This is a genomic window from Dictyoglomus sp. NZ13-RE01 (assembly GCA_002878375.1).
GTDB lineage: Bacteria > Dictyoglomota > Dictyoglomia > Dictyoglomales > Dictyoglomaceae > NZ13-RE01.
In genome coordinates, this window is record NIRF01000014.1 from 1 (window position 1) to 25,728 (window position 25,728).

General features: G+C 34.2%; 44 protein-coding genes. All 44 read left to right on the top strand.

The features are described 5' to 3' along the window. On the top strand, positions 1–220 hold a 220-nt coding region (gene tuf / locus CBR30_08135), incomplete at its 5' end, for an elongation factor Tu (protein ID PMQ00964.1). A 14-nt stretch (positions 221–234) separates the two neighbouring features. Further along, on the top strand, positions 235–555 hold the full coding sequence (locus CBR30_08140) for a 30S ribosomal protein S10 (protein ID PMQ00965.1): 321 nt from the start codon (positions 235–237) through the stop codon (positions 553–555). 14 nt (positions 556–569) lie between these two features. After that, positions 570–1,229 (top strand): 50S ribosomal protein L3, encoded by a 660-nt coding sequence (locus tag CBR30_08145; GenBank protein PMQ00966.1) that lies wholly within the window; start codon positions 570–572, stop codon positions 1,227–1,229. Further along, positions 1,226–1,885 (top strand): 50S ribosomal protein L4, encoded by a 660-nt coding sequence (locus CBR30_08150; GenBank protein PMQ00967.1) that lies wholly within the window; start codon positions 1,226–1,228, stop codon positions 1,883–1,885. Before CBR30_08145 ends, CBR30_08150 begins: the two co-directional genes overlap by 4 nt. After that, on the top strand, positions 1,886–2,173 hold the full coding sequence (locus tag CBR30_08155; protein PMQ00968.1) for a 50S ribosomal protein L23: 288 nt from the start codon (positions 1,886–1,888) through the stop codon (positions 2,171–2,173). 12 nt (positions 2,174–2,185) lie between these two features. Next, on the top strand, positions 2,186–3,034 hold the full coding sequence (locus tag CBR30_08160) for a 50S ribosomal protein L2 (protein PMQ00969.1): 849 nt from the start codon (positions 2,186–2,188) through the stop codon (positions 3,032–3,034). A gap of 13 nt (positions 3,035–3,047) precedes the next feature. Further along, the gene (locus tag CBR30_08165) at positions 3,048–3,332 is read left to right on the top strand and encodes a 30S ribosomal protein S19 (protein PMQ00970.1); all 285 of its coding nucleotides are present in this window, start codon (positions 3,048–3,050) and stop codon (positions 3,330–3,332) included. A gap of 13 nt (positions 3,333–3,345) precedes the next feature. Next, positions 3,346–3,690, top strand: coding sequence for a 50S ribosomal protein L22 (locus CBR30_08170; GenBank protein ID PMQ00971.1), 345 nt, complete (start codon positions 3,346–3,348; stop codon positions 3,688–3,690). Position 3,691: 1 nt separating this feature from the next. After that, entirely contained in the window at positions 3,692–4,423 is a 732-nt protein-coding gene (locus tag CBR30_08175; GenBank protein ID PMQ00972.1) for a 30S ribosomal protein S3, read from the top strand. Beyond that, positions 4,410–4,829 (top strand): 50S ribosomal protein L16, encoded by a 420-nt coding sequence (locus CBR30_08180; protein ID PMQ00973.1) that lies wholly within the window; start codon positions 4,410–4,412, stop codon positions 4,827–4,829. Before CBR30_08175 ends, CBR30_08180 begins: the two co-directional genes overlap by 14 nt. 1 nt (position 4,830) lies before the next feature. Next, the gene (locus CBR30_08185; protein ID PMQ00974.1) at positions 4,831–5,031 is read left to right on the top strand and encodes a 50S ribosomal protein L29; all 201 of its coding nucleotides are present in this window, start codon (positions 4,831–4,833) and stop codon (positions 5,029–5,031) included. A 20-nt stretch (positions 5,032–5,051) separates the two neighbouring features. Further along, positions 5,052–5,381, top strand: a complete 330-nt coding sequence (locus tag CBR30_08190; GenBank protein ID PMQ00975.1) for a 30S ribosomal protein S17 — start codon at positions 5,052–5,054, stop codon at positions 5,379–5,381. Continuing rightward, positions 5,362–5,724 (top strand): 50S ribosomal protein L14, encoded by a 363-nt coding sequence (locus CBR30_08195; protein ID PMQ00976.1) that lies wholly within the window; start codon positions 5,362–5,364, stop codon positions 5,722–5,724. Before CBR30_08190 ends, CBR30_08195 begins: the two co-directional genes overlap by 20 nt. A gap of 13 nt (positions 5,725–5,737) precedes the next feature. After that, entirely contained in the window at positions 5,738–6,061 is a 324-nt protein-coding gene (locus CBR30_08200; protein PMQ00977.1) for a 50S ribosomal protein L24, read from the top strand. 15 nt (positions 6,062–6,076) lie between these two features. Beyond that, positions 6,077–6,616, top strand: coding sequence for a 50S ribosomal protein L5 (locus tag CBR30_08205; GenBank protein ID PMQ00978.1), 540 nt, complete (start codon positions 6,077–6,079; stop codon positions 6,614–6,616). A 23-nt stretch (positions 6,617–6,639) separates the two neighbouring features. Continuing rightward, complete coding sequence (locus CBR30_08210; protein ID PMQ00979.1) at positions 6,640–6,825, top strand: 30S ribosomal protein S14 type Z; 186 nt, start codon at positions 6,640–6,642, stop codon at positions 6,823–6,825. An 11-nt stretch (positions 6,826–6,836) separates the two neighbouring features. After that, the gene (rpsH, locus tag CBR30_08215) at positions 6,837–7,232 is read left to right on the top strand and encodes a 30S ribosomal protein S8 (protein PMQ00980.1); all 396 of its coding nucleotides are present in this window, start codon (positions 6,837–6,839) and stop codon (positions 7,230–7,232) included. Positions 7,233–7,250: 18 nt separating this feature from the next. Further along, entirely contained in the window at positions 7,251–7,793 is a 543-nt protein-coding gene (locus CBR30_08220) for a 50S ribosomal protein L6 (GenBank protein PMQ00981.1), read from the top strand. A 14-nt stretch (positions 7,794–7,807) separates the two neighbouring features. Further along, positions 7,808–8,176 carry a 50S ribosomal protein L18 gene (locus CBR30_08225; GenBank protein ID PMQ00982.1) on the top strand — a complete coding sequence of 123 codons (369 nt, stop codon included), beginning with the start codon at positions 7,808–7,810 and terminating at the stop codon, positions 8,174–8,176. A gap of 19 nt (positions 8,177–8,195) precedes the next feature. Beyond that, positions 8,196–8,723 carry a 30S ribosomal protein S5 gene (locus CBR30_08230; protein ID PMQ00983.1) on the top strand — a complete coding sequence of 176 codons (528 nt, stop codon included), beginning with the start codon at positions 8,196–8,198 and terminating at the stop codon, positions 8,721–8,723. Further along, a complete protein-coding gene (locus CBR30_08235; protein PMQ00984.1) occupies positions 8,720–9,166 on the top strand; it encodes a 50S ribosomal protein L15 in 447 nt (148 codons plus the stop codon). The genes CBR30_08230 and CBR30_08235 overlap by 4 nt, the downstream gene beginning before the upstream one ends. Continuing rightward, a complete protein-coding gene (locus CBR30_08240; protein PMQ00985.1) occupies positions 9,166–10,425 on the top strand; it encodes a preprotein translocase subunit SecY in 1,260 nt (419 codons plus the stop codon). Before CBR30_08235 ends, CBR30_08240 begins: the two co-directional genes overlap by 1 nt. Then, on the top strand, positions 10,422–11,078 hold the full coding sequence (locus CBR30_08245; GenBank protein ID PMQ00986.1) for an adenylate kinase: 657 nt from the start codon (positions 10,422–10,424) through the stop codon (positions 11,076–11,078). The genes CBR30_08240 and CBR30_08245 overlap by 4 nt, the downstream gene beginning before the upstream one ends. After that, entirely contained in the window at positions 11,065–11,817 is a 753-nt protein-coding gene (gene map, locus CBR30_08250; protein PMQ00987.1) for a type I methionyl aminopeptidase, read from the top strand. Before CBR30_08245 ends, map begins: the two co-directional genes overlap by 14 nt. 7 nt (positions 11,818–11,824) lie before the next feature. Then, a complete protein-coding gene (locus CBR30_08255) occupies positions 11,825–12,070 on the top strand; it encodes a translation initiation factor IF-1 (GenBank protein PMQ01017.1) in 246 nt (81 codons plus the stop codon). Further along, complete coding sequence (locus tag CBR30_08260; protein ID PMQ00988.1) at positions 12,060–12,173, top strand: 50S ribosomal protein L36; 114 nt, start codon at positions 12,060–12,062, stop codon at positions 12,171–12,173. The genes CBR30_08255 and CBR30_08260 overlap by 11 nt, the downstream gene beginning before the upstream one ends. 14 nt (positions 12,174–12,187) lie before the next feature. Continuing rightward, complete coding sequence (locus tag CBR30_08265; GenBank protein ID PMQ00989.1) at positions 12,188–12,562, top strand: 30S ribosomal protein S13; 375 nt, start codon at positions 12,188–12,190, stop codon at positions 12,560–12,562. 36 nt (positions 12,563–12,598) lie between these two features. Then, positions 12,599–12,991 (top strand): 30S ribosomal protein S11, encoded by a 393-nt coding sequence (locus CBR30_08270; protein PMQ00990.1) that lies wholly within the window; start codon positions 12,599–12,601, stop codon positions 12,989–12,991. Positions 12,992–13,006: 15 nt separating this feature from the next. Then, entirely contained in the window at positions 13,007–13,627 is a 621-nt protein-coding gene (locus tag CBR30_08275) for a 30S ribosomal protein S4 (protein PMQ00991.1), read from the top strand. Between the two features lie 21 nt (positions 13,628–13,648). Beyond that, entirely contained in the window at positions 13,649–14,608 is a 960-nt protein-coding gene (locus tag CBR30_08280) for a DNA-directed RNA polymerase subunit alpha (protein ID PMQ00992.1), read from the top strand. Beyond that, positions 14,595–14,945, top strand: a complete 351-nt coding sequence (gene rplQ, locus CBR30_08285) for a 50S ribosomal protein L17 (GenBank protein ID PMQ00993.1) — start codon at positions 14,595–14,597, stop codon at positions 14,943–14,945. The genes CBR30_08280 and rplQ overlap by 14 nt, the downstream gene beginning before the upstream one ends. Beyond that, complete coding sequence (locus tag CBR30_08290; protein PMQ00994.1) at positions 14,946–15,764, top strand: energy-coupling factor transporter ATPase; 819 nt, start codon at positions 14,946–14,948, stop codon at positions 15,762–15,764. It begins immediately after the preceding gene. After that, positions 15,755–16,615, top strand: a complete 861-nt coding sequence (locus CBR30_08295; GenBank protein ID PMQ00995.1) for an energy-coupling factor transporter ATPase — start codon at positions 15,755–15,757, stop codon at positions 16,613–16,615. The genes CBR30_08290 and CBR30_08295 overlap by 10 nt, the downstream gene beginning before the upstream one ends. Continuing rightward, a complete protein-coding gene (locus tag CBR30_08300; GenBank protein ID PMQ00996.1) occupies positions 16,603–17,403 on the top strand; it encodes a transporter in 801 nt (266 codons plus the stop codon). The genes CBR30_08295 and CBR30_08300 overlap by 13 nt, the downstream gene beginning before the upstream one ends. A 2-nt stretch (positions 17,404–17,405) precedes the next feature. Next, the gene (locus CBR30_08305) at positions 17,406–18,137 is read left to right on the top strand and encodes a tRNA pseudouridine(38-40) synthase TruA (protein ID PMQ00997.1); all 732 of its coding nucleotides are present in this window, start codon (positions 17,406–17,408) and stop codon (positions 18,135–18,137) included. A 51-nt stretch (positions 18,138–18,188) separates the two neighbouring features. After that, positions 18,189–18,617 (top strand): 50S ribosomal protein L13, encoded by a 429-nt coding sequence (locus CBR30_08310; GenBank protein PMQ00998.1) that lies wholly within the window; start codon positions 18,189–18,191, stop codon positions 18,615–18,617. 9 nt (positions 18,618–18,626) lie between these two features. Continuing rightward, a complete protein-coding gene (locus CBR30_08315) occupies positions 18,627–19,043 on the top strand; it encodes a 30S ribosomal protein S9 (protein ID PMQ00999.1) in 417 nt (138 codons plus the stop codon). Position 19,044: 1 nt separating this feature from the next. Further along, positions 19,045–19,572, top strand: coding sequence for an AMMECR1 domain-containing protein (locus CBR30_08320; GenBank protein ID PMQ01000.1), 528 nt, complete (start codon positions 19,045–19,047; stop codon positions 19,570–19,572). Next, a complete protein-coding gene (gene amrS / locus CBR30_08325) occupies positions 19,569–20,567 on the top strand; it encodes an AmmeMemoRadiSam system radical SAM enzyme (GenBank protein PMQ01001.1) in 999 nt (332 codons plus the stop codon). Before CBR30_08320 ends, amrS begins: the two co-directional genes overlap by 4 nt. A 15-nt stretch (positions 20,568–20,582) precedes the next feature. Then, complete coding sequence (locus CBR30_08330) at positions 20,583–20,984, top strand: hypothetical protein (GenBank protein ID PMQ01002.1); 402 nt, start codon at positions 20,583–20,585, stop codon at positions 20,982–20,984. After that, on the top strand, positions 20,985–22,334 hold the full coding sequence (gene glmM, locus CBR30_08335) for a phosphoglucosamine mutase (GenBank protein ID PMQ01003.1): 1,350 nt from the start codon (positions 20,985–20,987) through the stop codon (positions 22,332–22,334). It begins immediately after the preceding gene. A gap of 207 nt (positions 22,335–22,541) precedes the next feature. Then, positions 22,542–24,380 (top strand): glutamine--fructose-6-phosphate transaminase (isomerizing), encoded by a 1,839-nt coding sequence (gene glmS / locus CBR30_08340; protein PMQ01004.1) that lies wholly within the window; start codon positions 22,542–22,544, stop codon positions 24,378–24,380. A 6-nt stretch (positions 24,381–24,386) separates the two neighbouring features. Beyond that, on the top strand, positions 24,387–24,773 hold the full coding sequence (gene acpS, locus CBR30_08345; GenBank protein PMQ01005.1) for a holo-[acyl-carrier-protein] synthase: 387 nt from the start codon (positions 24,387–24,389) through the stop codon (positions 24,771–24,773). A 13-nt stretch (positions 24,774–24,786) separates the two neighbouring features. Next, entirely contained in the window at positions 24,787–25,704 is a 918-nt protein-coding gene (locus CBR30_08350) for a hypothetical protein (protein PMQ01006.1), read from the top strand. Positions 25,705–25,728: the final 24 nt, after the last annotated feature.

A 25,728-nucleotide genomic window follows, 5' to 3' on the forward strand; every position in this document is an offset into this window, starting at 1 on the left:
ATTTTTCAGTGGGTACAAGCCACAATTTTACTTCAGGACTACAGATGTAACAGGTGAGATAAAGTTACCCGAGGGAGTACAGATGGTGATGCCAGGGGACAATATAGAGATGGAAGTAAAGTTGATAAAGCCAGTTGCATTAGAGGAAGGATTAAGGTTTGCTATAAGAGAGGGAGGAAAAACTGTAGGAGCTGGCGTGGTAACTAAAATTATAGAGTAGGGGGAAGATTTATTATGGGTAGCTATTTGGAAAAGCAAAGGATAAGAATTAAACTCAAAGCATTTGATCATAGAATATTAGATCAGTCAACTAAACAGATTATTGAGACTGTAAGAGGTACAGGGGCAAAAATTTCAGGCCCCATACCTTTACCTACAAAGGTTAGCAGGTATTGGGTTTTGCGTTCTCCTCATGTGAATAAAAATTCAGGGGAACATTTTGAGCTCAGGATCCATAAAAGATTAATAGATATTATTGAGCCTACAGCAAAAACTGTGGAAGCTCTCATGAAGTTAGAGCTTCCAGCAGGTGTGGAAGTAGAAATTAAGACATAGAGAGGGGATAAATTATGTCTGCACCGACTACAAAAGCAATTTTGGGAAGAAAAATTGGTATGACGCAGATCTTTACTGAGAAAGGAGAAGTCCTTCCGGTAACAGTAGTAAAAGGAGGACCATGTTTGATACTATCTGTTAAAACAAAAGAAAATGATGGATATGATGCTATACAATTAGGATATGAGCAGTGTAAAGAAAGTAAGCTGAACAAGCCAATGAGAGGTTTTTTCCAAAAACTTGGTCTTCCAGCTCACAAAATAATTAAGGAGATAAGAATTCTTAATCCTAATGATTACAACAAGGGACAGGAGTTAAGAGTAGATATATTTCAAGAGGGAGAATTGGTTGATGTTACTGGCAAAACTAAGGGAAGAGGTTTTACTGGACACATAAAAAGATGGGATTTTAGAAGAGGAAGGATGTCTCATGGCTCAAAGTTTCATAGGAGACGTGCTTCAATTGGAGCAGGTGGAGTACAGCATGTTATGAAGGGACAAAAAATGGCTGGAAGATATGGTTACGAAACTGTTACTGTACAAAATTTAGAAATTGTTAAGGTTGATAGAGAAAAAGATTTATTATTCATAAAAGGAGCTGTTCCAGGTCCTCATGGTAACTTACTTATAATTAGAAAAGCTGTTAAATCACTTAGGAAGGGGATAGAAAAATGATATTAGTTCCAGTTTATAATCAAAATGCGGAGAAAGTTGGAGAAATTGAACTTAGAGAAGAGTTATTTGGAGTAGAGACTCGTCCAGATCTATTCCATGCCTGTGTTGTTATGCATTTAGCAAATGGAAGACAAGGAACAGCATCTACGAAAAGAAGATCTGAGGTAAATAGAAGTGGAAGGAAGGTTTGGCCTCAAAAAGGAACAGGTCACGCAAGACAAGGTGATAGAAAAGCGCCTCATTGGGTTGGAGGCGGTAGACCATTTGGTCCTAAGCCAAGGGATTACTCTTACAAAATGCCTAAAAAAATGAGAAGATTGGCAATCAGATCCGCTTTATCTACAAAACTTAGAGAGAATAACTTAATAATATTAGATAAAATTGAGCTTCCCCAACCAAAAACAAAAGAATTTATCAAAATTTTAAATAATTTTGGCTTAAATAATGTATCTGTTTTAGTAAGCACTCCTCAAAAGGATGAGAATATAAAAAGGGCAGTATCAAATATTGAGAAAGTAAAATTAATGGTTGCATCTTGCTTAAATGTTTATGATTTATTAAAATATGATTATTTGATTTTGACAGTGGATGCAGTTAAAAAATTGGAGGAAACCTTTTTGCCTAAGGAGGATGTAAGCGAGGAGGTATTACAATAAATGAAAGATCCGTATACAGTTATTATTAGACCTATTATTTCAGAAAAGAGTTTGAGATTGAAAGATGAGGGGAAGTATGTTTTTGAGATAGCCAGAGATGCTAATAAGATTGATGTTAGAAGAGCTGTTGAAGAAATATTTAAGGTTGAAGTAGAGAAGGTGGCTATAATTAATGAAAAGCCTAAATTAAGAAGAATGGGGTTAACTCAAGGTTTTACTTCTAAAAGAAAGAAAGCAATAGTAACTTTAAAACCAGGATATAAGATCGAGATAATTAGTGGAGTATAGGAGGTTTAAAATATGCCACTTAAAAAATTAAGACCAATAACGCCAGGAACAAGGCATGCTCTCCTCCCAGACTTTTCAGAGATAACCAAGGAGGAGCCAGAAAAGTCTTTAGTGGTTCCTCTTAAAAAGACGGGAGGAAGAAATAACTTTGGTCATATAACTACTCGTTTTAGAGGGGGAGGGCATAAGAGATTATATAGAATAATTGATTTTTATAGGATTGATAAGGACGGTATTCCTGCAAAAGTGGTAAGTATAGAGTATGATCCGAATAGATCCGCAAGAATAGCACTGTTATGCTATGCGGATGGAGAAAAAAGGTATATTATTGCTCCTGAAGGTTTAAAGGTTGGAGATGAGGTTATTTCTGGAGAGAATGTTGATATAAAGGTTGGAAATAATCTTCCTTTGAAAAATATTCCTGATGGAACAATGATTCATAATTTGGAGCTCTATCCAGGAAGAGGAGGACAATTAGTAAGGGCTGCTGGCACTTTTGCTCAAATTCTTGGTAAAGAAGGGAAATTTGCATATGTACGTCTTCCTTCTGGAGAAATTAGATTATTTGATTTAAGATGTAGAGCTACTATTGGACAAGTAGGAAATGTAGATCATAAAAATGTTGTTTTAGGAAAAGCAGGAAGAAATAGATGGCTCGGTAGGAGACCTCATGTGAGAGGTTCTGCTATGAATCCTGTGGATCATCCTCACGGTGGCGGTGAGGGTAAAGCTCCTATAGGACATCCTGGACCTCTCACTCCTTGGGGTAAGCCTACCTTAGGTTATAAGACTCGTAAAAAGAGGAAACCTTCGGATAGATTTATTGTACAGCGTGCTAATGAGAAAAAGGAAGTAAAATAAAGGGGAGGAGCTCATGGGACGTTCATTAAAGAAAGGACCTTACGTAGATCCAAAACTACTTGAAAAAATAAGGAAATTAAATGAAAAGGGAGAAAAAAAGATTATCAAAACTTGGTCAAGAAGATCTGTAATAGTCCCAGAGATGGTGGGACATACAATAGCAGTATATAATGGGAGAAAGCACATTCCCATATATATAACTGAGAACATGATAGGACATAGATTAGGAGAGTTTGCTCCTACCCGAACCTTTACAGGTCACAGAATTCCCACAGCCCGAATTACTGCTATAAAGTAGGGAGGGAAATATAATGTTCGAAGTAAAAGCAGAAAGCAAGTTTATTAGAATGTCACCATACAAGGCAAGAAGAGTTATTGATTTGATAAGAGGAAAAGATGTAAATGAGGCTGAGGCAATTTTAACTGCTCTGCCTCATAAGGCTGCATACTTTATTTTAAAATGTTTGAGATCTGCAAAAGCAAATGCAGAGCACAATTTTGGGTTAAGAGCGGATAGATTGTTTGTATCTCGTGCTTTTGTTAATGAGGGACCGAGATGGAAGAGGTTAAATCCAAGGGCTCGTGGGCGTGCTGATATTATTCAAAAAAGGAATTGTCATATAGTTATCTACGTTCAAGAGAGGGAGGAAGAGTAAAGTGGGACAGAAAACACATCCCTATGGATTTAGATTAGGGATAACCAAAGATTGGAAAAGTCATTGGTTTGCCACAAAAGATTATTCTGTATTCTTACATGAAGATTGGGCAATTCGTAATTATATAAAAACAAATTATTTACAAGCTGGGGTTTCTTTAATAGAGATAGAAAGGAAAGTAGCAAATAGGGTAGATGTTAAAATACATGCTGCTCGTCCTGGAATTTTGATTGGTAGGAATGGTGCGGAAATAGAAAATATAAGGAAAAACTTGATGAAATTGACAAATAAGAATGTTTTCGTAACTGTAGTAGAGGTAAAGGTTCCCGAACTTGATGCTCAATTAGTAGCAGAGAATATAGCTTCTCAGATTGAAAGAAGGGTTAGTTATAAAAGAGCCATGAAACAGGCAATAAATAGGGCTCTTAGAAGTGGAGCAAAAGGAATTAAGGTTATGTGTTCTGGTAGATTGAATGGCGCTGAAATTGCAAGATCTGAATGGTTTAGGGAAGGAAGAGTCCCTCTGCAAACTTTAAGGGCAGATATTGATTATGGGTTTGCAGAGGCTAAAACTATATCAGGAGTCATAGGTGTAAAAGTCTGGATATATCGTGGAGACAAACCAGAACTTGGTAAAGAAACTGTTGAAGAAGTTCCTTCAAAATCTACAAAGATCTATTTAGAGGATGAAGATTTTGAAAAGGATGAGGTGAACTACGATGTTGATGCCTAAAAGAGTCAAATATAGAAAGCAACATCGAGGAAGAATGAAAGGTAAGGCTACAAGAGGCAATACATTGGTATTTGGTGATTATGGCATTCAAGCATTGGCGCCTGCATGGATCACAAGTGAACAAATAGAGGCTGTAAGAAGAACTCTTACTCGTCATGCAGGTAAAAATGGGAGAGTTTGGATAAGAATTTTTCCTGACAAATCTGTCACTGCAAGACCTGCTGAGAGTAGAATGGGTGGTGGTAAAGGAGATGTTAAAGATTGGGTAGCAGTGGTCAAGCCAGGCACTATATTATTTGAGATCTCTGGTATTCCAGAAGAAGATGCAAAAGAGGCAGTTAGGATTGCTGGTACTAAACTTCCTATAAAAACACGTTTTGTAACAAGAGAATTAGGTGGTGAGTAATATGGTTAAGGCAAGAGATTTAAGGGAAAAGACGGATGAGGAATTAAAAGAGGAGCTTAAAAAATTAAGAATGGAATTATTTAATTTAAGATTTCAGCTCTCTACAGGTGGATTAACAAATCCTCACAGAATTAAAATGGTAAGAAAAGATATAGCAAGGATTCTAACCATACTTCGAGAGCGAGAACTTAATAAATCTTAAGACAAGGAGAGAGGAAAATTATGGCTGGCAAAAGAAGAGAATTAATTGGAAAAGTTGTAAGTAATAAAATGCAGAAAACCATTGTAGTTTTAGTGGAAAGTACCTTTTCTCATCCTCTATATAAAAAGACTGTAAAGAAGATTAAAAAATATAAAGCCCATGATGAACATCAAGAGGCTAAAGAGGGAGATATTGTTTTAATTCAAGAGACAAGACCTTTAAGCAAGGAAAAAAGATGGAGATTGGTTAAAATATTAAAGAGAGCAGAGTTGGCACCTTCTGAAGTTGTTGTTCCTAAAGAAGAAATTGCTTTAGAGGCAGGTGAGAATAATGATTCAGCCACAAACTAGGTTAGTTGTTGCTGATAATAGTGGAGCAAAAGAAATTATGTGTTTTAGAATTCTTGGGAAAAAGAAGGTGGCAAGTGTTGGAGATATTATTGTAGCAAGTGTTAAGGATGCAATTCCAAGAGCAAATATTAAAAAGGGCGATGTAGTTTATGCGGTAGTTATAAGAACAAGAAGAACTATTAAGAGAAAAGATGGGTCTTGTGTAAGATTTGATGATAATGCAGCTGTTATCATTGATAAACAAGGAAATCCAAGAGGAACAAGAGTATTTGGACCAGTAGCAAGAGAACTAAGAGATAAGAACTTTACAAAGATTATTTCTTTAGCTGCGGAAGTAATTTAAGGAGGAATCACTTATGGGATTTAGTATAAAAAAAGGTGATTTAGTATTAGTTATATCTGGAAAGGATAAGGGTAAAAGAGGAAAGGTTATCTCTGTTCTGCCCAAGGAGAATAAAATTATTGTTGAGGGAATTAATATTGTTAAGAAGCATACTCGTCCTACCCAGAAAAATAGACAGGGTGGGATTATTGAGAAACCTGCTCCTCTATACAGGTGCAAGGTAATGCTTATTTGTCCTCGTTGTAATCAACCAACAAGGGTTGGTTTTACTTTCTTGGAGTCTGGTCAAAAAGTTAGAAAATGTAAAAAGTGTAACGAAATAATTGATCAGGTATAATAGGGGGAATTATATATGGAGATTTTAAGGAAAAAATATAAAGAGGAAATTATTCCTGCAATGATGAAAAAATTTAACTATAAAAATCCAATGGCAGTTCCAAAATTGGAAAAAATAGTAGTTAATATTGGAGTAAGCGAAGCTGTACAGAATCCTTCAGCAATAGAATCTGCTGCAAGGGATTTAGCAATAATTACAGGACAGAAACCTATAGTAAGGAAGGCAAGAAAGTCCATATCTAACTTTCATTTAAGGAAGGGCATGCCTATTGGACTAAAAGTCACATTAAGAGGAGATAGAATGTATGCCTTTTTATATAAATTAATTAATATAGCTCTACCAAGGGTAAGAGATTTTCAGGGAGTTTCACCTAGTTCCTTTGATGGAAGAGGTAATTATACCTTAGGAATAAAAGAACAATTGATTTTCCCTGAGATAGAATATGACAAAATAGATAAAATTCGTGGTATGGATATTACTATTGTAACAACCGCAAAAACTGATGAAGAGGCAAAAGAGCTTTTGACACTTTTAGGCATGCCTTTTAAAAAATAATTTAAAAAGAGAGGGAGGAGCTCGTGGCTAAGAAATCACAAATTGTTAAATGGCTAAAACCTAAGAAATATAAAGTTAGAGAGTATAATAGATGCAGAATTTGTGGAAGACCAAGGGGATATATAAGGAAATTTGGTCTATGTAGATTATGTTTTAGAGAATTAGCTCTAAAAGGAGAAATTCCTGGTGTCAGAAAAGCAAGTTGGTAGGAGGTTGTAATATGACACTTACAGATCCAATTGCAGATATGCTAACGAGAATTAATAATGCTAATCAAAGGAGAAAGCCTTTTGTAGAAGTTCCTTTTTCAAAAATAAAGTTAAGTATTGCCGAAATATTATTAAAAGAAGGATATATAGAAAATTACGAGGTACTCGGCGAGGAACCAAAGAAAGTAATAAAGATCTGGCTGAAGTATATCAATAAAACACCAGTTATCCAAGGTTTAAAGAGAGTAAGTAAGCCAGGTAGAAGGTTATATGCAGGAAAAGAAGAACTGCCAAGAGTCTTAGGAGGGCTTGGAATAGCTATTGTATCTACATCAAAAGGAATAATGACCGATAAAGAAGCAAGAGCCTTAGGAATCGGCGGAGAAGTTCTTTGTATGGTATGGTAGAAAAGGAGGAAGATGTAAATGTCAAGAATAGGTAGGAAGCCAATACCAATTCCGGAAAAAGTGCAAGTAGAGTTTTTAGATGGAAATACTTTGAGGGTTAAAGGACCCTTAGGGGTATTAGAAAGAAGCTTTAATCCTATTATCTCTATAAGTGTTAAGGATAGCCAGATAGTTGTTGAGAGACCAAATGATGAAAAGTTTACAAAAGCTCTGCATGGATTAACCAGAGCTTTAATAAATAACATGATTATTGGGGTAACTCAAGGTTTTGAAAAAAGATTAGAAATACAGGGAACTGGATACAGAGCAAGGATACAAGGAAACAAATTAGTTATGGATTTAGGTTTCTCTCATCCTGTAGAATTAGATATTCCTGAAGGATTAAATGTCACTGTAGAGGAAAATACAAAAATTACTGTAAGAGGAATAGATAAGGAGAAAGTTGGACAATTTGCTGCATATGTCCGTAGCATTAGACCAGTTGAACCTTATAAGGGTAAAGGTATTAGATACTTAGGAGAGAAAGTACGTCAAAAAGCTGGTAAGGCTGGTAAGAAATAGGAGGTTTTGGAGAAATGATTAACAAACCATCTCGAAAAGAATTAAGGAAGATTAGACATTTAAGAATTAGAAAGAAGGTATTTGGAACTCCAGAAAGACCAAGATTATGTGTTTACAAAAGTTTGAGATATATTTATGCCCAAATAATTGATGATACAAAAGGGCATACTTTGGTTTCTGCTTCTTCTCTTGAGAAAGAACTTAGAAAACAATTGAAATCTACCGATAATATAGAAGCTGCACAATTAGTAGGAAAAACTATTGCCCAAAGAGCTTTGGAAAAAGGTATTAAAAAAGTAGTTTTTGATAGAGCTGGATTTTTATATCATGGAAGAATAAAGGCTCTGGCAGATAGCGCAAGAGCTGAAGGTTTAGAATTTTAAATGTTAGGAGGGAGCAGTTTTGGGTAAAGAATTAGAACCTATTTTTAAAGAGAGAGTTGTAGAGATAAGGAGAGTAGCCAAAGTAGTTAAGGGTGGAAAGAACCTTAGGTTTAGGGCATTAGTCGTAGTAGGAGATGAGCAAGGCACAGTAGGAGTTGGTATCGCTAAGGCTGCAGAAGTACCTGATGCTATAAGAAAGGCAACAAGAAGAGCAAAGAAAAATGCAGTTAAAGTGGCTATAAGTAAGGGGACTATTCCTCATGAGGTTGTAGGAAAGTTAGGAGCATCTAAAATTCTATTAAAGCCAGCAGCTCCAGGAACAGGCGTTATAGCTGGAGGTGCAGCACGAGCAGTTTTAGAGCTTGCAGGAATAAAGAATGTTTTAGCTAAGTCTTTGGGTTCCACAACAGCTATTAATTTAGCACAGGCGACTTTAAATGCGTTAAAGTCTCTAAGGAGTCTCCCAGAAGTAGCAAAGGCAAGAGGAAAGAGAATAAACGAGGTTATTGGAGTAGAGCAGTCTAAAGATAAGGAGGGAGAAAATTGAAACTATTTGAGTTAAAGCCAAAATTAGGTTCAAGAAAAGAGCCAAAGAGAATAGGGTGTGGTTACGCTGCTTCTGGAAAATATGCAGGAAGAGGAATGAGTGGTCAAAACTCTCGTACAGGTGATGGTACAAGACCAGGTTTTGAAGGGGGACAAACACCTTTAACCAGGAGATTGCCTAAGTTAGGTGGAATTCCAAATGCTCCTTATAGGAAATATACAGTAGTTAATCTGAGTGTTTTGGATAAGCATTTTAATGCAAATGATGAGGTAACTCCTGAAATATTATTGAAAAAGAGAATTATCAAAAAATTGGAATGGGGACTAAAGATTTTAGGGGATGGAGAAATAACGAAGCCTTTAGTGGTGAAAGCCCATGCTTTTAGCTCCACGGCAAAGGAGAAGATTGAAAAAGCTGGTGGTAAAGCAGAGGTGATTGAATAGTGTTTGATACTTTAATAAGAGCTTTTAGACTTCCTGATTTAAGAAAGAAAATTTTATTTACTTTATTTATTTTTGCAGTTTATAGATTTGGTGCTCATATTCCTGTGCCAGGAGTAGATAGGGTAGCTCTTAGTAATTTATTTAAGTCTCAAGGGCTATTAGGTTTTTTAGATCTATTTACTGGAGGAGCATTAGCAAGATTTTCAATTTTTGCTATGGGTATAACTCCTTTTATCAATGCCTCTATTATGATGGAACTTTTAACTGTTATTTTCCCTTCTCTGGGTGCTCTTAAAAAGGAAGAGGATGGTAGACAGAAGTTAACAAGATACGCAAGAAATTTGACTGTCCTTTTAGCTGCTATAGAAGCTTTAGGGCTCACTATATTCATGCATAATTATAAAGTAATACCTCAATTGACGCCATTATATGTATTAACTACCGTCATAACTTTAACGGCAGGCACTACATTTATTATGTGGTTGGGAGAACAAATTTCTCAATATGGAATTGGGAATGGAGTATCTTTGTTGATTTTGGCATCTATTTTAGCAAGATTTCCTACCGACTTGGCAAGAACCTTTTTGTTATTACAAAGAGGAGAAATAGGTTTGTTTAATGTAATTCTATTTTTTATCCTTTTAATTGTAATTATTGTAGGAGTAGTTTGGGAGGAAAGTGCTGAAAGAAGAATTCCAGTGCAGTATTCCCGTAGAGTAGTTGGAAGAAGAGTCTATGGTGGTCAATCTACTTATTTACCATTGAAATTGAACCAGGCAGGTGTAATACCAATAATCTTTGCAATCACAATATTGATGATTCCTCAAACAATTGGGCAGTTTGTGAATGTTCCCACTGTAAAAAGTGCTATGAGTATTTTTTCTCCTAATTCGTTTTTGTATCCTATTTTGTATTTTCTTTTAGTTTTGGGATTCACCTATTTTTATTCCTCTATTGTATTTGATCCAAGTGAACTGGCAGAGAATTTTAAAAAGTACGGTGGATTTATTCCTGGTGTTAGACCAGGTAAACCAACGGAAGATTACTTAGCTAACACTTTAAACAAGCTTAATTTCTTTGGAGGAATATTTTTAGGTATAATTGCATTAATTCCAACTTTCATAGAAAGATTAACGGGAGTTACGGAATTCCAATTAGGTGGTACTAGTATATTGATTATGGTTGGTGTAATCTTAGAGACTATTAAAGCCATTGAGGCTCAAATGATAATGAAAAGTTATGAGGGGTTTTTGAAATGAGAAGGGTAATTATATTTTTTGGACCGCCAGGTGCTGGAAAGGGTACTCATGCGAAAGAGATTAGTGAGGAGTTAAAGATTCCCCATATATCTACTGGAGATATATTTAGGGATGCAGTAAAAAATGAGACTCCTTTAGGTAAGAAGGTAAAGGAATATCTTGATTCAGGTAAGTTAGTTCCAGACGAGTTAGTTTGGGAAGTTGTAAAAGAAAGAATTACGAAAGAAGATTGCAAAGACGGATTTATATTAGATGGATATCCCAGAACCATTAAACAAGCAGAACTTTTGGATAAGTATCTTGAAGAGGAAAATGTTGTACCTAAAATAATATATTTAAAAGCCAGTGATGAACTTGTAATTAAGAGGCTTTCATCTCGAAGAGTATGTAGCGTATGTGGTGCAATATATAATTTAATTTCTATGCCTCCTAAAGTGGATGGAAAATGTGATATTTGTGGTGGGGCTTTATATCAGAGAAGCGATGATACTCCAGAGGTCATAAAGCAAAGATTGGAAACATATTACAAAGAGAGTAAGCCACTACTGGATTATTATAAAGCAAAGGGTCTAATCTATGAGATAGATGGAGAGAAGGAAAGGGAAGAGGTAAAGAACGAAATATTAAAGGTGGTTTTGAATGATAGAGCTTAAATCATTAAAAGAAATGGCAATAATTAAAGAAGGGGGACAGATATTAGCCAAAATATTTAAGGATTTGGAACCATATATTAAAGAAGGTATATCTACTTTTGATATATCAAGAATCGCAGAAGAATTGATCAATAAATATAGAGTAAAACCAGCTTTTAAGGGATATAGAGGCTATCCAGAAGTTATATGTGCCTCAATAAATGAAGAGATCGTACATGGTATTCCAAATAGGAAGAAAATTTTAAGAAATGGTGATATAATAAGTATTGATATAGGAATAGAATATAAGGGGTATTATTTAGATTCTGCAAAAACCTATCCAATAGGAGAGGTTTCTCCTATTGCAATTAAACTAATTAAAGTAACAGAAGAAGCTTTATGGAAAGGTATAGAGAAAGCAAAGGCAGGTAATCATTTATCAGATATTTCTTGGGCTATTCAAGAGTATGTGGAAAGAAATGGGTTTAATGTAATAAGAGAATTTTCTGGTCATGGAATTGGTAGGCGTCTTCATGAACCGCCGAGTATTCCTAATTATGGTCCTCCAGGAAGGGGACCAATATTGGAGGAGGGAATGGCGTTAGCAATAGAACCAATGGTGTCTGCTGGAAGTTATGAAGTGATTATATTAGAAGATGGTTGGACAGCTATTACAGCAGATAGAAGCTTGTCCGCCCATTTTGAACATACTATTATTATTACAAAAAACGGTCCTGAAGTGGTAACTTATGAAGAGTAGAAAGGATATGGATAAGAAGGATGTTATTGAGGTTATAGGAACTGTGAAAGAGGCTTTACCTAATGCTACATTTAGAGTGGAATTGGAAAATGGTTTTGAAGTATTAGCTTATGTTTCTGGAAAAATGAGAATGAATTTTATAAGAGTTATGCCTGGAGATAAGGTTAAAGTAGAATTATCTATATATGACTTAACAAAAGGTAGAATAATATACCGTTTTACATCTAATAAGGAGGTCAAAAATGAAGGTTAGAGCATCTGTTAAAAAAATGTGTGAGAAATGTAAAATTATAAGAAGAAAAGGAAGAGTAATGGTAATTTGTGAAAATCCAAGACATAAGCAGAAGCAAGGATAAGGAGGTGAAACAATATGGCAAGAATTGCAGGTGTTGATTTACCAAGAGATAAAAAAGTTGAAATAGCATTAACTTATATTTATGGAATAGGTCGTACCACAAGTAAGAAAATTTTAGAAGTAACTAAAGTAGATCCAAATAAAAGGGTAAAAGATTTAACAGAAGAGGAGATTAGTAGATTACGTGAAGAGATTGAAAAGAATTATAAAGTTGAAGGAGATTTGAGACAAGAGATAGCAAATAACATACGAAGATTAATAGAGATTGGATGCTATAGAGGGATAAGACATAAATTAGGATTACCTGTGAGAGGACAGAGGACTCGTTGTAATGCAAGAACAAGAAAGGGTCCTCGTAAGACTGTTGGTGCAAAGAGAAAGGAAAAATAAATAAAAAATTAAGTTTCTTAGGAGGTATTTGGATTAATGGCTAAGAAGAGAAGAGCAAGAGGACCAAGAAGAGAAAAAAGGATCATTCCGGAAGGAGTTGCCCATATAAGCTCTACCTTTAATAATACTATAGTTACCATTACTGATCCAGAAGGCAATGTTATAGCCTGGGGGAGTGGTGGTACAGCTGGTTTTAAAGGAACTAAAAAAGGTACTCCCTTTGCTGCTCAATTAGCAGCAGAGATGGCAGCTAAGAGAGCATTAGAATATGGTATGAAGAGGGTTGATGTATTGGTAAAAGGACCTGGGCCTGGAAGAGAAACAGCTATTAGGTCTCTTCAGGCAGCAGGTTTAGAAATTAATTTAATAAAAGATGTTACTCCAATTCCCCATAATGGGTGTAGACCCCCAAGAAGAAGAAGGGTTTAGAAAAGGAGGAGAAATATGGCAAGGTATACAGGACCAGATTGTCGTTTGTGTAGAAGAGAAGGAATTAAATTATATCTTAAAGGGACTAAATGTTATACAGATAAGTGTCCTTTTGATAGAAGGAAATCTGCACCAGGACAACATGGAAAAGTTCAGAGAAAGCTTACAGAATATGGATTAAGATTAAGAGAAAAACAAAGGGTAAAGAGAATTTACGGAGTTTTAGAGCGTCAATTTAGAAGATATTTTGAGGAAGCATCCAAAGGAAGAGGAGTAACAGGAGAAAGATTACTACAAATTTTAGAGACTCGATTGGATAATGTGGTGTATCGTTTGGGATGGGCTCTAAGTAGAGACCAGGCAAGACAGCTTGTATCTCATAGGAAAATATTAGTAAACGGTAGAAAAGTAAATATTCCCTCTTATAATGTGAAAGTAGGAGACGTAATTGAGGTTGTAGATAAAGATCTAATTCCTGTAAGAGAGGCTTTGGAAACCTTCTCTAACAGAAGTGTACCTGCATGGTTAGAGGTTGATCAGGAGAATTTAAGAGGTAAGGTATTAAGACTACCTAATAGAGATGAAATAGATGTTCCAGTACAAGAACAGTTGATTGTGGAGTTTTACTCTCGTTAATGCTTTAAGGAGGTAGGGAAATTGATTGAAGAATCAAGGAAGATATTTGTTGAAGAATTAAGTGATACTTATGGGAAGTTTATCATTGAGCCCTTAGAACGGGGCTATGGTTGGACTATTGGAAACTCTTTAAGAAGAATTCTTCTTTCTTCTATAGAAGGGGCTGCTGTAACTTCTGTAAAAATTGAAGGGGTAAGGCATGAGTTGGAAGTTTACAAAGGTATGAAAGAAGATATTTTGGAAGTTCTTTTAAATCTCAAAAAGTTAGTAGTAAGAATAGAAGACGAGGAGCCACATATTCTACAATTGGAAGTAAAAGGACCAAAAGTAGTAAAAGCTGGCGATTTTAAAGCTCCAGCTAATGTTACAATAATTAATCCTGATCTCGTCATTGCAACATTAGTAGAAGAAGTTCCTCTCTATATGGAAGTTGAGGTTAGAAAAGGAAAAGGTTATGTATCTGCGGAGGAAAATAAGGTACCAGGTCAGCCCTTAGGAGTATTGAATTTAGATTCAGTATTTTCTCCAGTGAGGAAAGTTAGTTACGAGGTAGAGAAGACAAGAGTGGGTAGAAGAACTGATTTAGATAGGTTGGTGTTAAATATCTGGACAAATGGAGCAGTAAAGCCAGAAGAGGCCTTAAGACAAGCAGCAAAAATATTAATGGAGCATGCAAAGTTTATTTATGAACAAGAATTTTCTACTTTAGAGCCAGAAAAGAAAGAAATAACTACAACTCAAGAGGAGGAAAAGAAGGTAATTACATTGGAGGAATTGGGGTTGTCTACGAGAGCATTTAATGCTCTAAGAATGGCAGGTATTAATACTCTTGAAGATTTATTGTCAAAGACAGAAGAGGAATTAATACATATTAAGAATTTTGGTCAAAAGTCTCTTCAAGAATTGAAAGAAAAATTACAAGAGAAGGGTTTATCTCTTTCTTCAGCTAAGAAAGGAGAGGAAACTAATGAGACATCGTAAAGGTTATAGGAAATTAAGTAAGCCTACTCCTCAAAGAAAGGCATTATTAAAAGCCTTATTAATTTCTTTATTCAAACATGGAAAAATTAAAACTACTTATCCAAGAGCAAAGGAAGTATCTAAGATAGCAGAGAAAGTAATAACTTTGGCAAAAGAGGACTCAATTCATAATAGGAGATTAGTACAAAGTTTAGTGCAAGACAGAGAATTAGTTAGAAAGATTTTTACAGATATAGCACCTAAATATAAAGAGAGGAATGGCGGATACTTGAGAATATTAAAGGCTGAAAATAGAAGAGGAGATGCCGCTCTTACCGCAGTAATTGAACTCGTCTAAATGATTGAAATAAAGAATGTAACCTTTGTTTATCAAGAAGGGAGCACACAGGAGAAGGTAGCTCTAAGGAATATAAATTTAGAGATACCTTCTCCTTCTTTTTGGGCTATTATAGGAGCTAATGGTTCTGGTAAATCTACATTGGCGAGGCTCATAAATGGGCTTTTAATTCCAGCCCATGGAGATGTCATTGTTGATGGAATAAATACAAAAGAAGAGGATAAGATTTGGCAAATTAGGCAAAAAGTTGGACTTGTATTTCAAAATCCAGACAATCAAATAATAGGAATGACTGTGGAAGAAGATGTGGCTTTTGGATGTGAAAATTTAGGATTATCTCCAGAAGAAATAGAAGAAAGGATTGCATTTGCTCTTGAGGCAGTGGATATGGAAGAATATAGAAATTATCCTCCCCATCTCCTTTCAGGAGGTCAAAAGCAGAGAATAGCTATAGCTGGTGTTTTAGCTATGCTTCCTAAATATATCATTTTAGATGAGCCTACGACTATGCTTGATTTAAGAGGAAGAAAAGAGGTTCTAAATATTGTTAAAAAATTGTATTTGGAGAAGGGAATATCTATAATTCTTATAACCCATCATATGGAAGAGGCGGTGTTAGCAGAGAAGATTGTAATTTTAAATAAGGGTGAGATAATTGATATAGGAACACCAAGAGAAATTTTTTGTAAGGAGCAAGAGATTAAGAAATGTGGTTTGGACTTGCCTCTTGTTACTCAACTTTCTAATATCATTAAAAGTAGAGGTTTAGACATCCCTTATCCAATGTTGTCTATTGAGGAATTTGAGAGATGGCTTTAATTGCCTTGGAGAATGTTAATTTTTATTATCAAAAAGATACCCCTTTTGAACGATTAGCCTTAAAAAACATTTCTTTGAAGATAGATAAAGGGGAAAGAATAGGCATTATTGGAGAGACAGGCTCTGGAAAATCTACTCTTATTCAATTATTTAATGGGCTTTTAAGACCTACTGAGGGTAGAGTTCTTTTGAAAGATAGAGATATGAGAGAATATTCTTCAAAGGAAATCTGTAAGATTATTGGTTTAGTATTTCAATATCCAGAACACCAATTATTTAATGAGACAGTTTTTGAGGAAGTAGCCTTTGGTCCTCGAAACTTAGGTTTTAAAGAGGAGGAGATGCCTAATATAGTAAGAAAAGCTTTGGAGACTGTTGGACTTAATTTTGAAGAGCTCAAGAACAGATCCCCCTTTGCTTTATCAGGGGGTGAGAAGAGAAGATTGGCTATAGCAAGTATAATAGCTATGAATCCAGAGGTATTGATTTTAGATGAGCCAACAGCAAACTTAGATCCAAGAGGTAGAAGAGAAATTTTATACTATTTGAAGAATTGGATGGGGAAGGAAAAGACTGTGATCATTGTTTCACATGATTTAGATGAGATATTACCATTAGTTGATAGAATCATAGTATTAAATAAAGGAGAAATCATATTTGATGGTACAAAAGATTCACTTTTTAATGAGAGACATAAATTTTTGGAAATGAATTTAGAACTTCCGCAAACCCTTCAGATTGTAGAAATTTTAGAAAGAAAAGGTTATCCAATAAAAGGTTATATGACAATATATGAGATTGCAGAAGTTATTATTGCATATAAGAAGTATTTGGCATCATGGAGACACTAAAAAGCTTTCCATTAGGACAATATATTCCGGGAAATTCCATAATTCATAACTTAGATGCTCGATCTAAATTAATAACTACTTTTTGGTTAGTTATTCTGTTATTTCTTATTAAGCTCAATTTTTCATATCTTCTTTTTCTTGCTTTCATAATAATTCATATCTTTCTCTCTAAAATCCCCTTTAGATACTTTCTAAGAAGTTTAAAACCTGTATATTTTCTTGTTTTGTTTACCTTTTTTATTCATCTATTTTTTGGGGAAGAGCAGGGGAGAGTATTTTTTAAATATGGTATTATTCACATAACGGAAAATGGAATAAAGATGGCAATTTTTATGTCATCAAGACTCATTTTTTTGGTAATGATAACATCCATTCTTACCTTAACTACATCCATATTAGATTTGGCACATGGTTTAGAAGATCTATTAAGTCCACTGAAATACGTTAATTTTCCTGCTCATGAATTTTCTATGATGATGACTATAGCTCTAAGATTTGTACCAACACTATTAGAGGAAGCAGATAAAATAATAAAAGCACAAAAATCAAGAGGAGCAGAATTTGGTAGAGGTAATCTTATAGATCAAGCCAAAAGTCTTTTACCAATAATAATTCCTCTCTTTTTAAGTGCTTTTAGAAGAGCGGAAGAATTAGCAGAAGCTATGGAAGCAAGAGGATATAGAGGGGGAAAGGGAAGAACTCGCTATAAGAAGGTTTACTGGGGAAGAAAAGAAACTTTGTATGTGACTGCAATTATAATATATTCCATATTATTGCTCATTATTTAGTTATGCCTAACTGGAAGCTGACTATATCATATTTTGGAAAAGATTTTTATGGTTTTCAAAAGCAGAAAGATAAAAGAACAGTTCAGGGGGTATTGGAGAATATTTTAAAAGATATCTTTCAGGAGGATATAAGGATAATTGGGGCTGGAAGAACCGATAGAGGGGTGCATGCAATAAATCAGGTAGTAAATTTTAAAACAGAGAAAGATTTTCATATAGAAAAGCTTAAATACGTTTTGAACTCTTTGCTACCAAGAGATATAACATTAAAAGACTTGGAAATTGTTGGTGATGATTTTCATGCAAGATATAGTGCGAAAAACAAAACTTACATGTATATAATTTATAATTCAAAGAATATTTCTCCTTTTTTGTGGGATTTTACATGGCAAATTTCTAAGTCTTTAAATGTAGATTTACTTATGAGATCTGCAGAATTAATTCTTGGGGAGCACGATTTCATTAATTTTTGTTCCTTAGATGAGAAAAAGAATACTATAATAAAGATAGAATCTGCATATTGGGAGAAAAAGGGAGAGTTTTTATTTTTTTTTATTACTGCTTCCCATTTTTTAAGAAAAATGGTAAGATTTCTTGTAGGAGGGATGGTAGAGGTAGGTTTAGAGAAAAAAGACATTGAAGAATGGAAGTTGTATTTGGAAAAGAAATTTGATAAAAGATTTGGAAAATGTGCTCCCTCTGAAGGATTATATCTTTTAAATGTTAAATATTGACTTTTTTTGTAAATTAATATATATTTAATTTCCTGGAAAGGAGGAATATAAATGTCAAGTTACATGGCAAAAAAAGAAGAGATAAAGAGAGAATGGTATCTGGTAGATGCAAAGGGAAAGACCCTTGGAAGGTTGGCATCAGAAATTGCTAAAATTTTAAGGGGTAAGCATAAACCTATTTATACTCCTCATGTGGATACAGGAGATTTTGTTGTAGTTATCAATGCAAAAGATGTGGTACTTACTGGGAAAAAGGAAGAAACAAAGACATACTTTACCCATTCAGGATATCCTGGAGGACATAGAATTATACCTTTCAAAGTAATGAAGGAGAAGCATCCTGAAAGAATAATTTATCTGGCTGTAAAGGGCATGCTTCCCAAAAATGCTTTAGGGAGAAAGATGATAAAAAAGTTAAAGGTTTATGCTGGTCCTGAACATCCTCATTCAGCTCAACAACCTAAGGAATTAAAAATTTAGGAGGGATAAATGTTGGAGTTAGGAGCTCAAGAAACTAAAATAATTCATGAGGTTGGAAGTAGAAAGACTGCAAGGGTAAAAGTTTGGCTTCGTTATCCAGGGGAAGGAAAGATCATAGTAAATGATAAGCCAATGGAAGAGTATTTTGGCGGTAGAACCTTTTTCCATGTTATTGCAAGAAAACCTTTAGAACTTACTGGCATGAAGGATCAGGTAGATATTATTGCGGATGCAATTGGCGGAGGAGTCTCTGCACAGGCACAAGCTTTAGCTCATGGTATTTCAAAGGCTTTAACTGTGCTTAATCCAGATCTTAGAAGTATTTTGAAAAAAGAAGGATTATTAAAGAGAGATCCAAGAGAAAAAGAGAGAAAGAAGTATGGATTAAAGAGAGCAAGAAGAGCTCCTCAATACTCAAAGCGTTAATATGGATTTAAAAGAATTTATTATTTCTTTAGCTAAAAGGGCAGTTATTACTTATTTAAAGGAAGGAAGAATTATAGAGCCTCCCGAAGATCTTCCTCCTGAACTTAAAAAGAGGGGAGGCGCTTTTGTTTCCATCCATACAAAAGATGGTAGACTAAGGGGATGCATTGGAACAATTCAGCCCACATGTAAAAATTTGGCATATGAAATAATACAAAATGCTATAAGTTCTGCTACAAGAGATCCAAGATTTCCTCCAGTAACTTTGGATGAAATTGAAAATTTAGAGTTTTCAGTAGATATTCTATCTCCGTTAGAAGAAGTTAGTGATATCTCAAAGTTGGATCCTAAAAAGTATGGAGTAGTTGTAGAAAGAGGATGGAGGAGGGGGGTTTTACTTCCTGACTTGGAAGGTGTAGATACTATTGAGGAACAATTGGAAATTGCATTGGCAAAAGCGGGTATATCTCCAGATGAAGATTATAAAATTTATAGATTTAGAGTGGATCGTTACAAAGAAAATGAATGAAAGAAGCTTTATTCTATAGGAAATTAGAAGATAGGAAAGTTCAATGCTTGCTATGTCCTCACCATTGTGTTATAGATGTAGGTCATAGGGGAATTTGTGGAGTTCGAGAAAATATAGATGGAATCTTGTACTCCTTAAATTACAAATTAATAAGTTCTATAGCCTTAGATCCTATCGAGAAAAAACCTCTTTACCATTATCACCCTGGAAGATTAATTCTCTCTATTGGCACCGTTGGATGTAACTTTAAGTGTCCCTTTTGCCAAAATTGGACTATCTCCCAGGTTTCTCCTGAAGAAATACAAATGCAGGAGATTGATAGTAAAAAGATTGTAGAGATTGCGAAGAAGAATAAGTCCTTTGGGATTGCCTATACTTATAATGAGCCTTTTATTTGGTATGAATTTGTTTTTGAAACTTCAAAGTTGGCTAAGGAGGAAGGATTAGAAAATGTTTTAGTAACAAATGGATATGTAGAAGAAGAGCCCTTTTTGGAGCTTGCCCCATATATATCCGCAATGAATATAGATTTGAAGGCTTTTTCTCAAAATTTTTATTCTCGTCTCTGTCAGGGCAAATTAGATAAAGTACTTAATATTATTTCCTTAGCTTATTCTAAAAGAATCCACATAGAGATAACAACCCTTATCATTCCTTCTTGGAACGATAGTGAAGAAGAAATAGAAAAGATTGTTGATTTTATAGCAAGCATAGATAAAAATATACCTTTTCATATGTCAAGATATTTCCCAGCATATAAATTTACATTACCACCAACTCCTTATGAGACCCTTAAAAGGTTGTATTTATTAGCCAAAAAAAAGTTAAATTATGTTTATTTGGGAAATGTTTGGGATATCGAGACAAGTACTACCTATTGTCCTAATTGTGGGAAGGAACTTATAGTTCGTGATGGATATAATATAAGGAAAAATTTAGTTACATCAGAAAGTAAGTGCCCCTTTTGCGGAGAATTAATTCCTATTATCCTATAGGAGGGGAAATGGTATATGAAACTTGGCAAAGCTTTTAAGATACTTGTAGGAATTTTTATTGCAATTTTTTTAGTTTATAGTTTTTATATTTGGTGGTTAGATACTCCTTGGCGAAATAGGTGGAAGGATTTAATGAGAAATTTAGATAATTATGTGACAAAAGATATTGAATTGAAGGGTAATGTAGTGGAACCTTACACTATTGCAGGAGTTCCTATATCTGTGTATACTTTGGAGTTTGAAAACTATAAATGTACTGTGATTAGCACTACTGGGATACCGGCGGAAGGTTCTGAAGTTATTGTGCGAGGAAAGGTTAAGAAAAACTATAAGGTAGAGACTGTTTTTCAAGGTAGGAAAATTTCAGAAAGTTTCCCCTGGGTTATTTTAGAAGAAGAAAGGAGAGAGAAAGATTGAATGAATAGGAAGTGGTTTGGGACTGATGGAATAAGAGGAATAGCTAACAAAGATTTAACTCCTGAATTTGTGCTAAAATTGGGTAGAGTATTAGCAGGTTACTTAAAGGAAAAGCAAATAGAAGAAGGTAGAAATAAAATTATTATTGGATATGATACAAGAATATCTAAAGATCTATTAGGATGTGCTATAAAAGCTGGAATTATGTCTGTAGGAATTGATGTCTTAGATGTGGGAATTTTATCAACCCCCGCTCTATCCTATTTGGTTAAGGAGATTCCAGAAGTGATTTGTGGGATAATGATTTCTGCCTCTCATAATCCATTAAAGTATAATGGAATTAAAGTTTTTAATAATGATGGTTTCAAGCTATCTGATGAGATTGAATCTGAAATAGAAGCTCTTTTAGAGAATGAGGATAAATTTGATAGACCAATAGAGGATAAATTGGGGAGAAATTATGAGTATAAAGAAGGAGTAAAAAAGTATGAGGATTATTTGAAAAGTATTATAAATATGGATTTAAGTAATCAAAAGATTATGATTGATTGTGCTTTTGGGGCTGTTTCTGATATTGCTCCAAGGGTTTTTAAGGCTTTAGGAGCAAAAGTTATTCCTGTAAATTTTGAATATGATGGGACAAATATAAATAAAAATTGTGGGGCAGTGTATCCTGAGAAGGGCTATGAGATTTTTAGAAATACAGAAGCGGATATAGGATTTACCTATGATGGAGATGGGGATAGAGTTCTTGTCTTTTCAAAAGATGCTGGTATTTTAGATGGTGATAAGATTTTAGGTATTTTAGCGACCTACTTAAAGAGCAAAAATTCATTAAAAGATGACACAGTAGTAGGAACTATAATGAGTAATCTTGGATTGGAAGAATATCTGAGAAGTTTGAATATTAATTTGGTTAGAACAAAGGTGGGAGATAGATATATATTAGAGGAGATTAGAAAGAATGGCTTTAATGTGGGAGGAGAGCCTTCTGGACATATTATTATCTTTGATTATTTAAATACAGGGGACGGACTTCTTACTTCCCTTTTGCTTCTTAAGATTCTTAAGGAAGAGAAATGGTCTTTATCAGATCTTTCAAGAAAAATACCTCAATATCCTCAAATTACAGAGAATTTACCTTTAGAAAGGAAGTTAAAAAATGATGAGATAGAAAAAATAGAGGAAATTGTTAAGGAGGTGATAAATGAAGAAAGATTAAGGTATATTGTTAGACAATCGGGTACAGAAAATGTATTAAGAATAACTTTAGAAGGAGACGTTCCTGAGGAGCGCCTTAAAAAGTATTTAAAGAATATCAGAGATAAAGTTTATGAGATTTTAGATTAAGCGCCTGGACTTACCTTCTTCAGAAGGTAAGTTGACGAGGTGGAGGTTTATCGAGGTATTCGGCGGGTGCCTCCAGGTAGTTACTACCTACCTTAAGGGAACTCACAAAACTGGCAGGTGACTGCCAGGACAAAAGGTTCCCAGTAGTAAAGGCGTAAGCAGGAACTCTCCTTCTCATAAAAATTTATTGTGAGGAGGAGAGAAACAATGTGTGGAATAATTGGTTACATAGGGAATGATTCGTGTGTAAATTATTTAATAGAAGGATTAAAATTGCTGGAATATAGAGGTTATGATTCTGCTGGAATTGCTATGATATCGAGTAAGGATTCAGATATTTTTATTAAAAAAGTAGTAGGTAAGGTAAGGGACTTAGAAAAAGTAGTTGGAGATGATTTAGTAGACGGTTATTTTAATGTAGGTATAGGACATACAAGATGGGCTACTCATGGAGAGCCTACAGAGATAAATGCCCATCCTCATACCGATTGTGATGGTCGCTTTGTTGTAGTTCATAATGGTATTATTGAAAACTATAAAGAAATAAAGGATGAATTAATTAGTAAAGGACATAGATTTAGAAGTCAAACTGATACAGAGGTAATTGTTCATCTAATTGAGGAATTCTCTAAGAGCTCTACAAATATTTTAGAGGTTTTTGAAAGGGTTAGTAAGAAATTAGAAGGTTCTTTTGCTATTGTTGTATTGGATAGACAAAATCCTAATGTTTTATATGCTATTAGGAGGCAAAGTCCATTAATTGTAGGTTTAGGAGAAAAAGAAAACTTGATTGCTTCTGATATTCCCGCTTTATCTCCTTGGGTAGAAAATTTTATATTTCCTGATAATGATCAGCTTATGTTAATAACACCAAACAAAGTGGAGATTTATGATATAAAAAAAGGTGTTGAGAAAGTTAATATACAACCTGTTAAGATACCAAGGGAGAATATAAAAATTGATAAAGGGAACTTCCCTCATTATATGCTTAAGGAGATTTTTGAACAACCTTTAATATTAAGAGAGATTTTTACTCACGCCATAAAAAAAGAGGGAGATAATTTCTATTTTGAAGATTTTCAAGAGGATAGAGATTTATGGGAGAAGATAAACAAGATTTTTATAGTAGCTTGTGGTACCTCTTATCATGCTGGTTTGTTAGCAAAATATTTATGGGAAGATTTGCCTTATGAGATTGAGGTAGATTATTCTTCAGAATTTAGATATCGTAATCCAAAAATAAATGAAAAGACCTTGTTTATAGCAATAAGTCAATCAGGAGAGACTGCGGACACTATTTCCGCTTTAAGATTAGCTAAGGAAAAAGGGGCTAAAATTTTGTCAATAACTAATAATTTAAAAAGCAATATAGCACGTGAAAGTGATTATTCCCTATTTTTAAGGTCTGGAGTAGAGATTGGTGTTGCTGCAACAAAAACCTTTACAGCCCAATTAGCATTTATTTATCTATTAAGAGAATATATAAAGCAAAGATTATATGGTAAGATAGATATAGATTGGGAAAATTATAGGAAGATTCCTACATATGTAGAAGAGATTTTAGAAGAATCTAATATAGTAAAAGATATGGCATACAAGTTTTCTAAAAAGAAAAATTTTCTATATATTGCAAGGGGAATTAACTATCCATTGATTTTAGAAGGAGCATTAAAACTTAAGGAAATATCCTATGTGCATGCAGAAGGTGTATCTGCTGGCGAGATGAAACATGGTCCTATTGCCTTGTTAGATAAAAATACACCGGTAGTATCAATTGCTGTTCAAGATAGCACCTATAATAAGATTCTTTCAAATATAGAGGAAGTTAAAGCAAGAAAAGCTCCAATAATAATTATTGGAAATAAAGGCGATAGGAAATTAATGGAACTGACTAAATACATTATATCTATACCTAAATTTGTTCCTGAATTTTATCCTTTCCTTGTGACCATACCTCTTCAGCTTTTTGCCTATTATGTGGCAGAGAAATTGGGAAGAGAGATTGATCAACCAAGGAATTTGGCTAAATCTGTAACAGTTGAGTGATTGTATATGGAGGAAAATCTCAAAATTTTAGGATTAGGTTTAGATATAATTGAAATTGACAGGATAAGAGAAGCTTGTATCAAACATAAGAATTTTATAGAGAGGATTTATTCTTTAGAGGAAAGAAGACAGGTTTTAGGAAGGAAGGATATATATCCTTCCTTGGCAGTAAGATTTTCTGCTAAGGAGGCTTTTATAAAAGCATTGGGAGGAAAATACGAGGGATGGTGTTGGAGAGATGTAGAGATACTTACCGGAATAAATGGTAAGCCTGAAGTAAGATTGAAAAATAAGGCACTTGAGGAGGCTTTAAAGAGGGGTATAAAGGATATTAAACTCAGTCTTTCTCATTCAAATAAATATGCTGTTGCTGTTATGATAATCTTAGGATAAGAAGGTGATAGAGTTGAAAGAAAGTCCTTTAGAGAAATTAAGGAAAGATCTAGAAGATATTAAAAAGATAATTGGAGAAATTATTGTACCAAACCCTAAAGATTTACAGGATAATTGTGAAAAATTTATACATATTAGACAAGAGATTCAGGAACTGATAACAAATCTAAAAGAGTTAAATGTACCAATAGATCCTGAACTTGTAAGACTACAAGAGCTTGATTCTTTAGCAAAAAATAACTTAAAGGTACTCTATAAAGGGTTAAAAAATTCTCCTCTTTTGGAAAAAGCAAAATCATATCCTGAAGAATTTTGGTGGTGGCATATTCCAGAGATTTATGAGAAAAAGAAAAAAGAAAATATAAGGAGATCTCTAATTGGGCTTTCAATATTTTTAATAGTTTCTGTAGTTTTAGTTCTATTCTTTACTTTTTATAAAACGCCTGAAGAGATTTTTTTAGATAAAGTTTCTACTATAGATAAGTTGATATTTGAGAAGAATTATAAGGAAGCAGAAAATAAAGCAATATCTCTTTGTAAAGAGTATCCAGGAAGAGCTGAGGCATGGATAAAATTAGGAATTGTACAAGAGTTGGTAGAAGATAAAAATTACTCAGAAAGTTTTAATAGAGCAAGAAAATTAACTAAGTCGGATATAGAATTTTATTTAATGAGAGCTTCTGAGTATTTTAAATTACATTTTATAGATAAAGCGGAGAAGGATATAAAACGTATATTAAAGATTGATAGTACAAATCCTCAGGCTTTATATTTGTTAGGTTCAATATATGAAGATAAAGGTAAAATAATAGAGGCAATTGAGATATATAGGAAGTTAGAATCTTTAGAAGATAGAGTGGATCCACAGCTAATGGCTATGGTGAAGGTGCGGCTTGGTATTCTTTTACAAAAAGTTACAATTCCTAAATAAACTTGACATAACCTGTAATAAAGA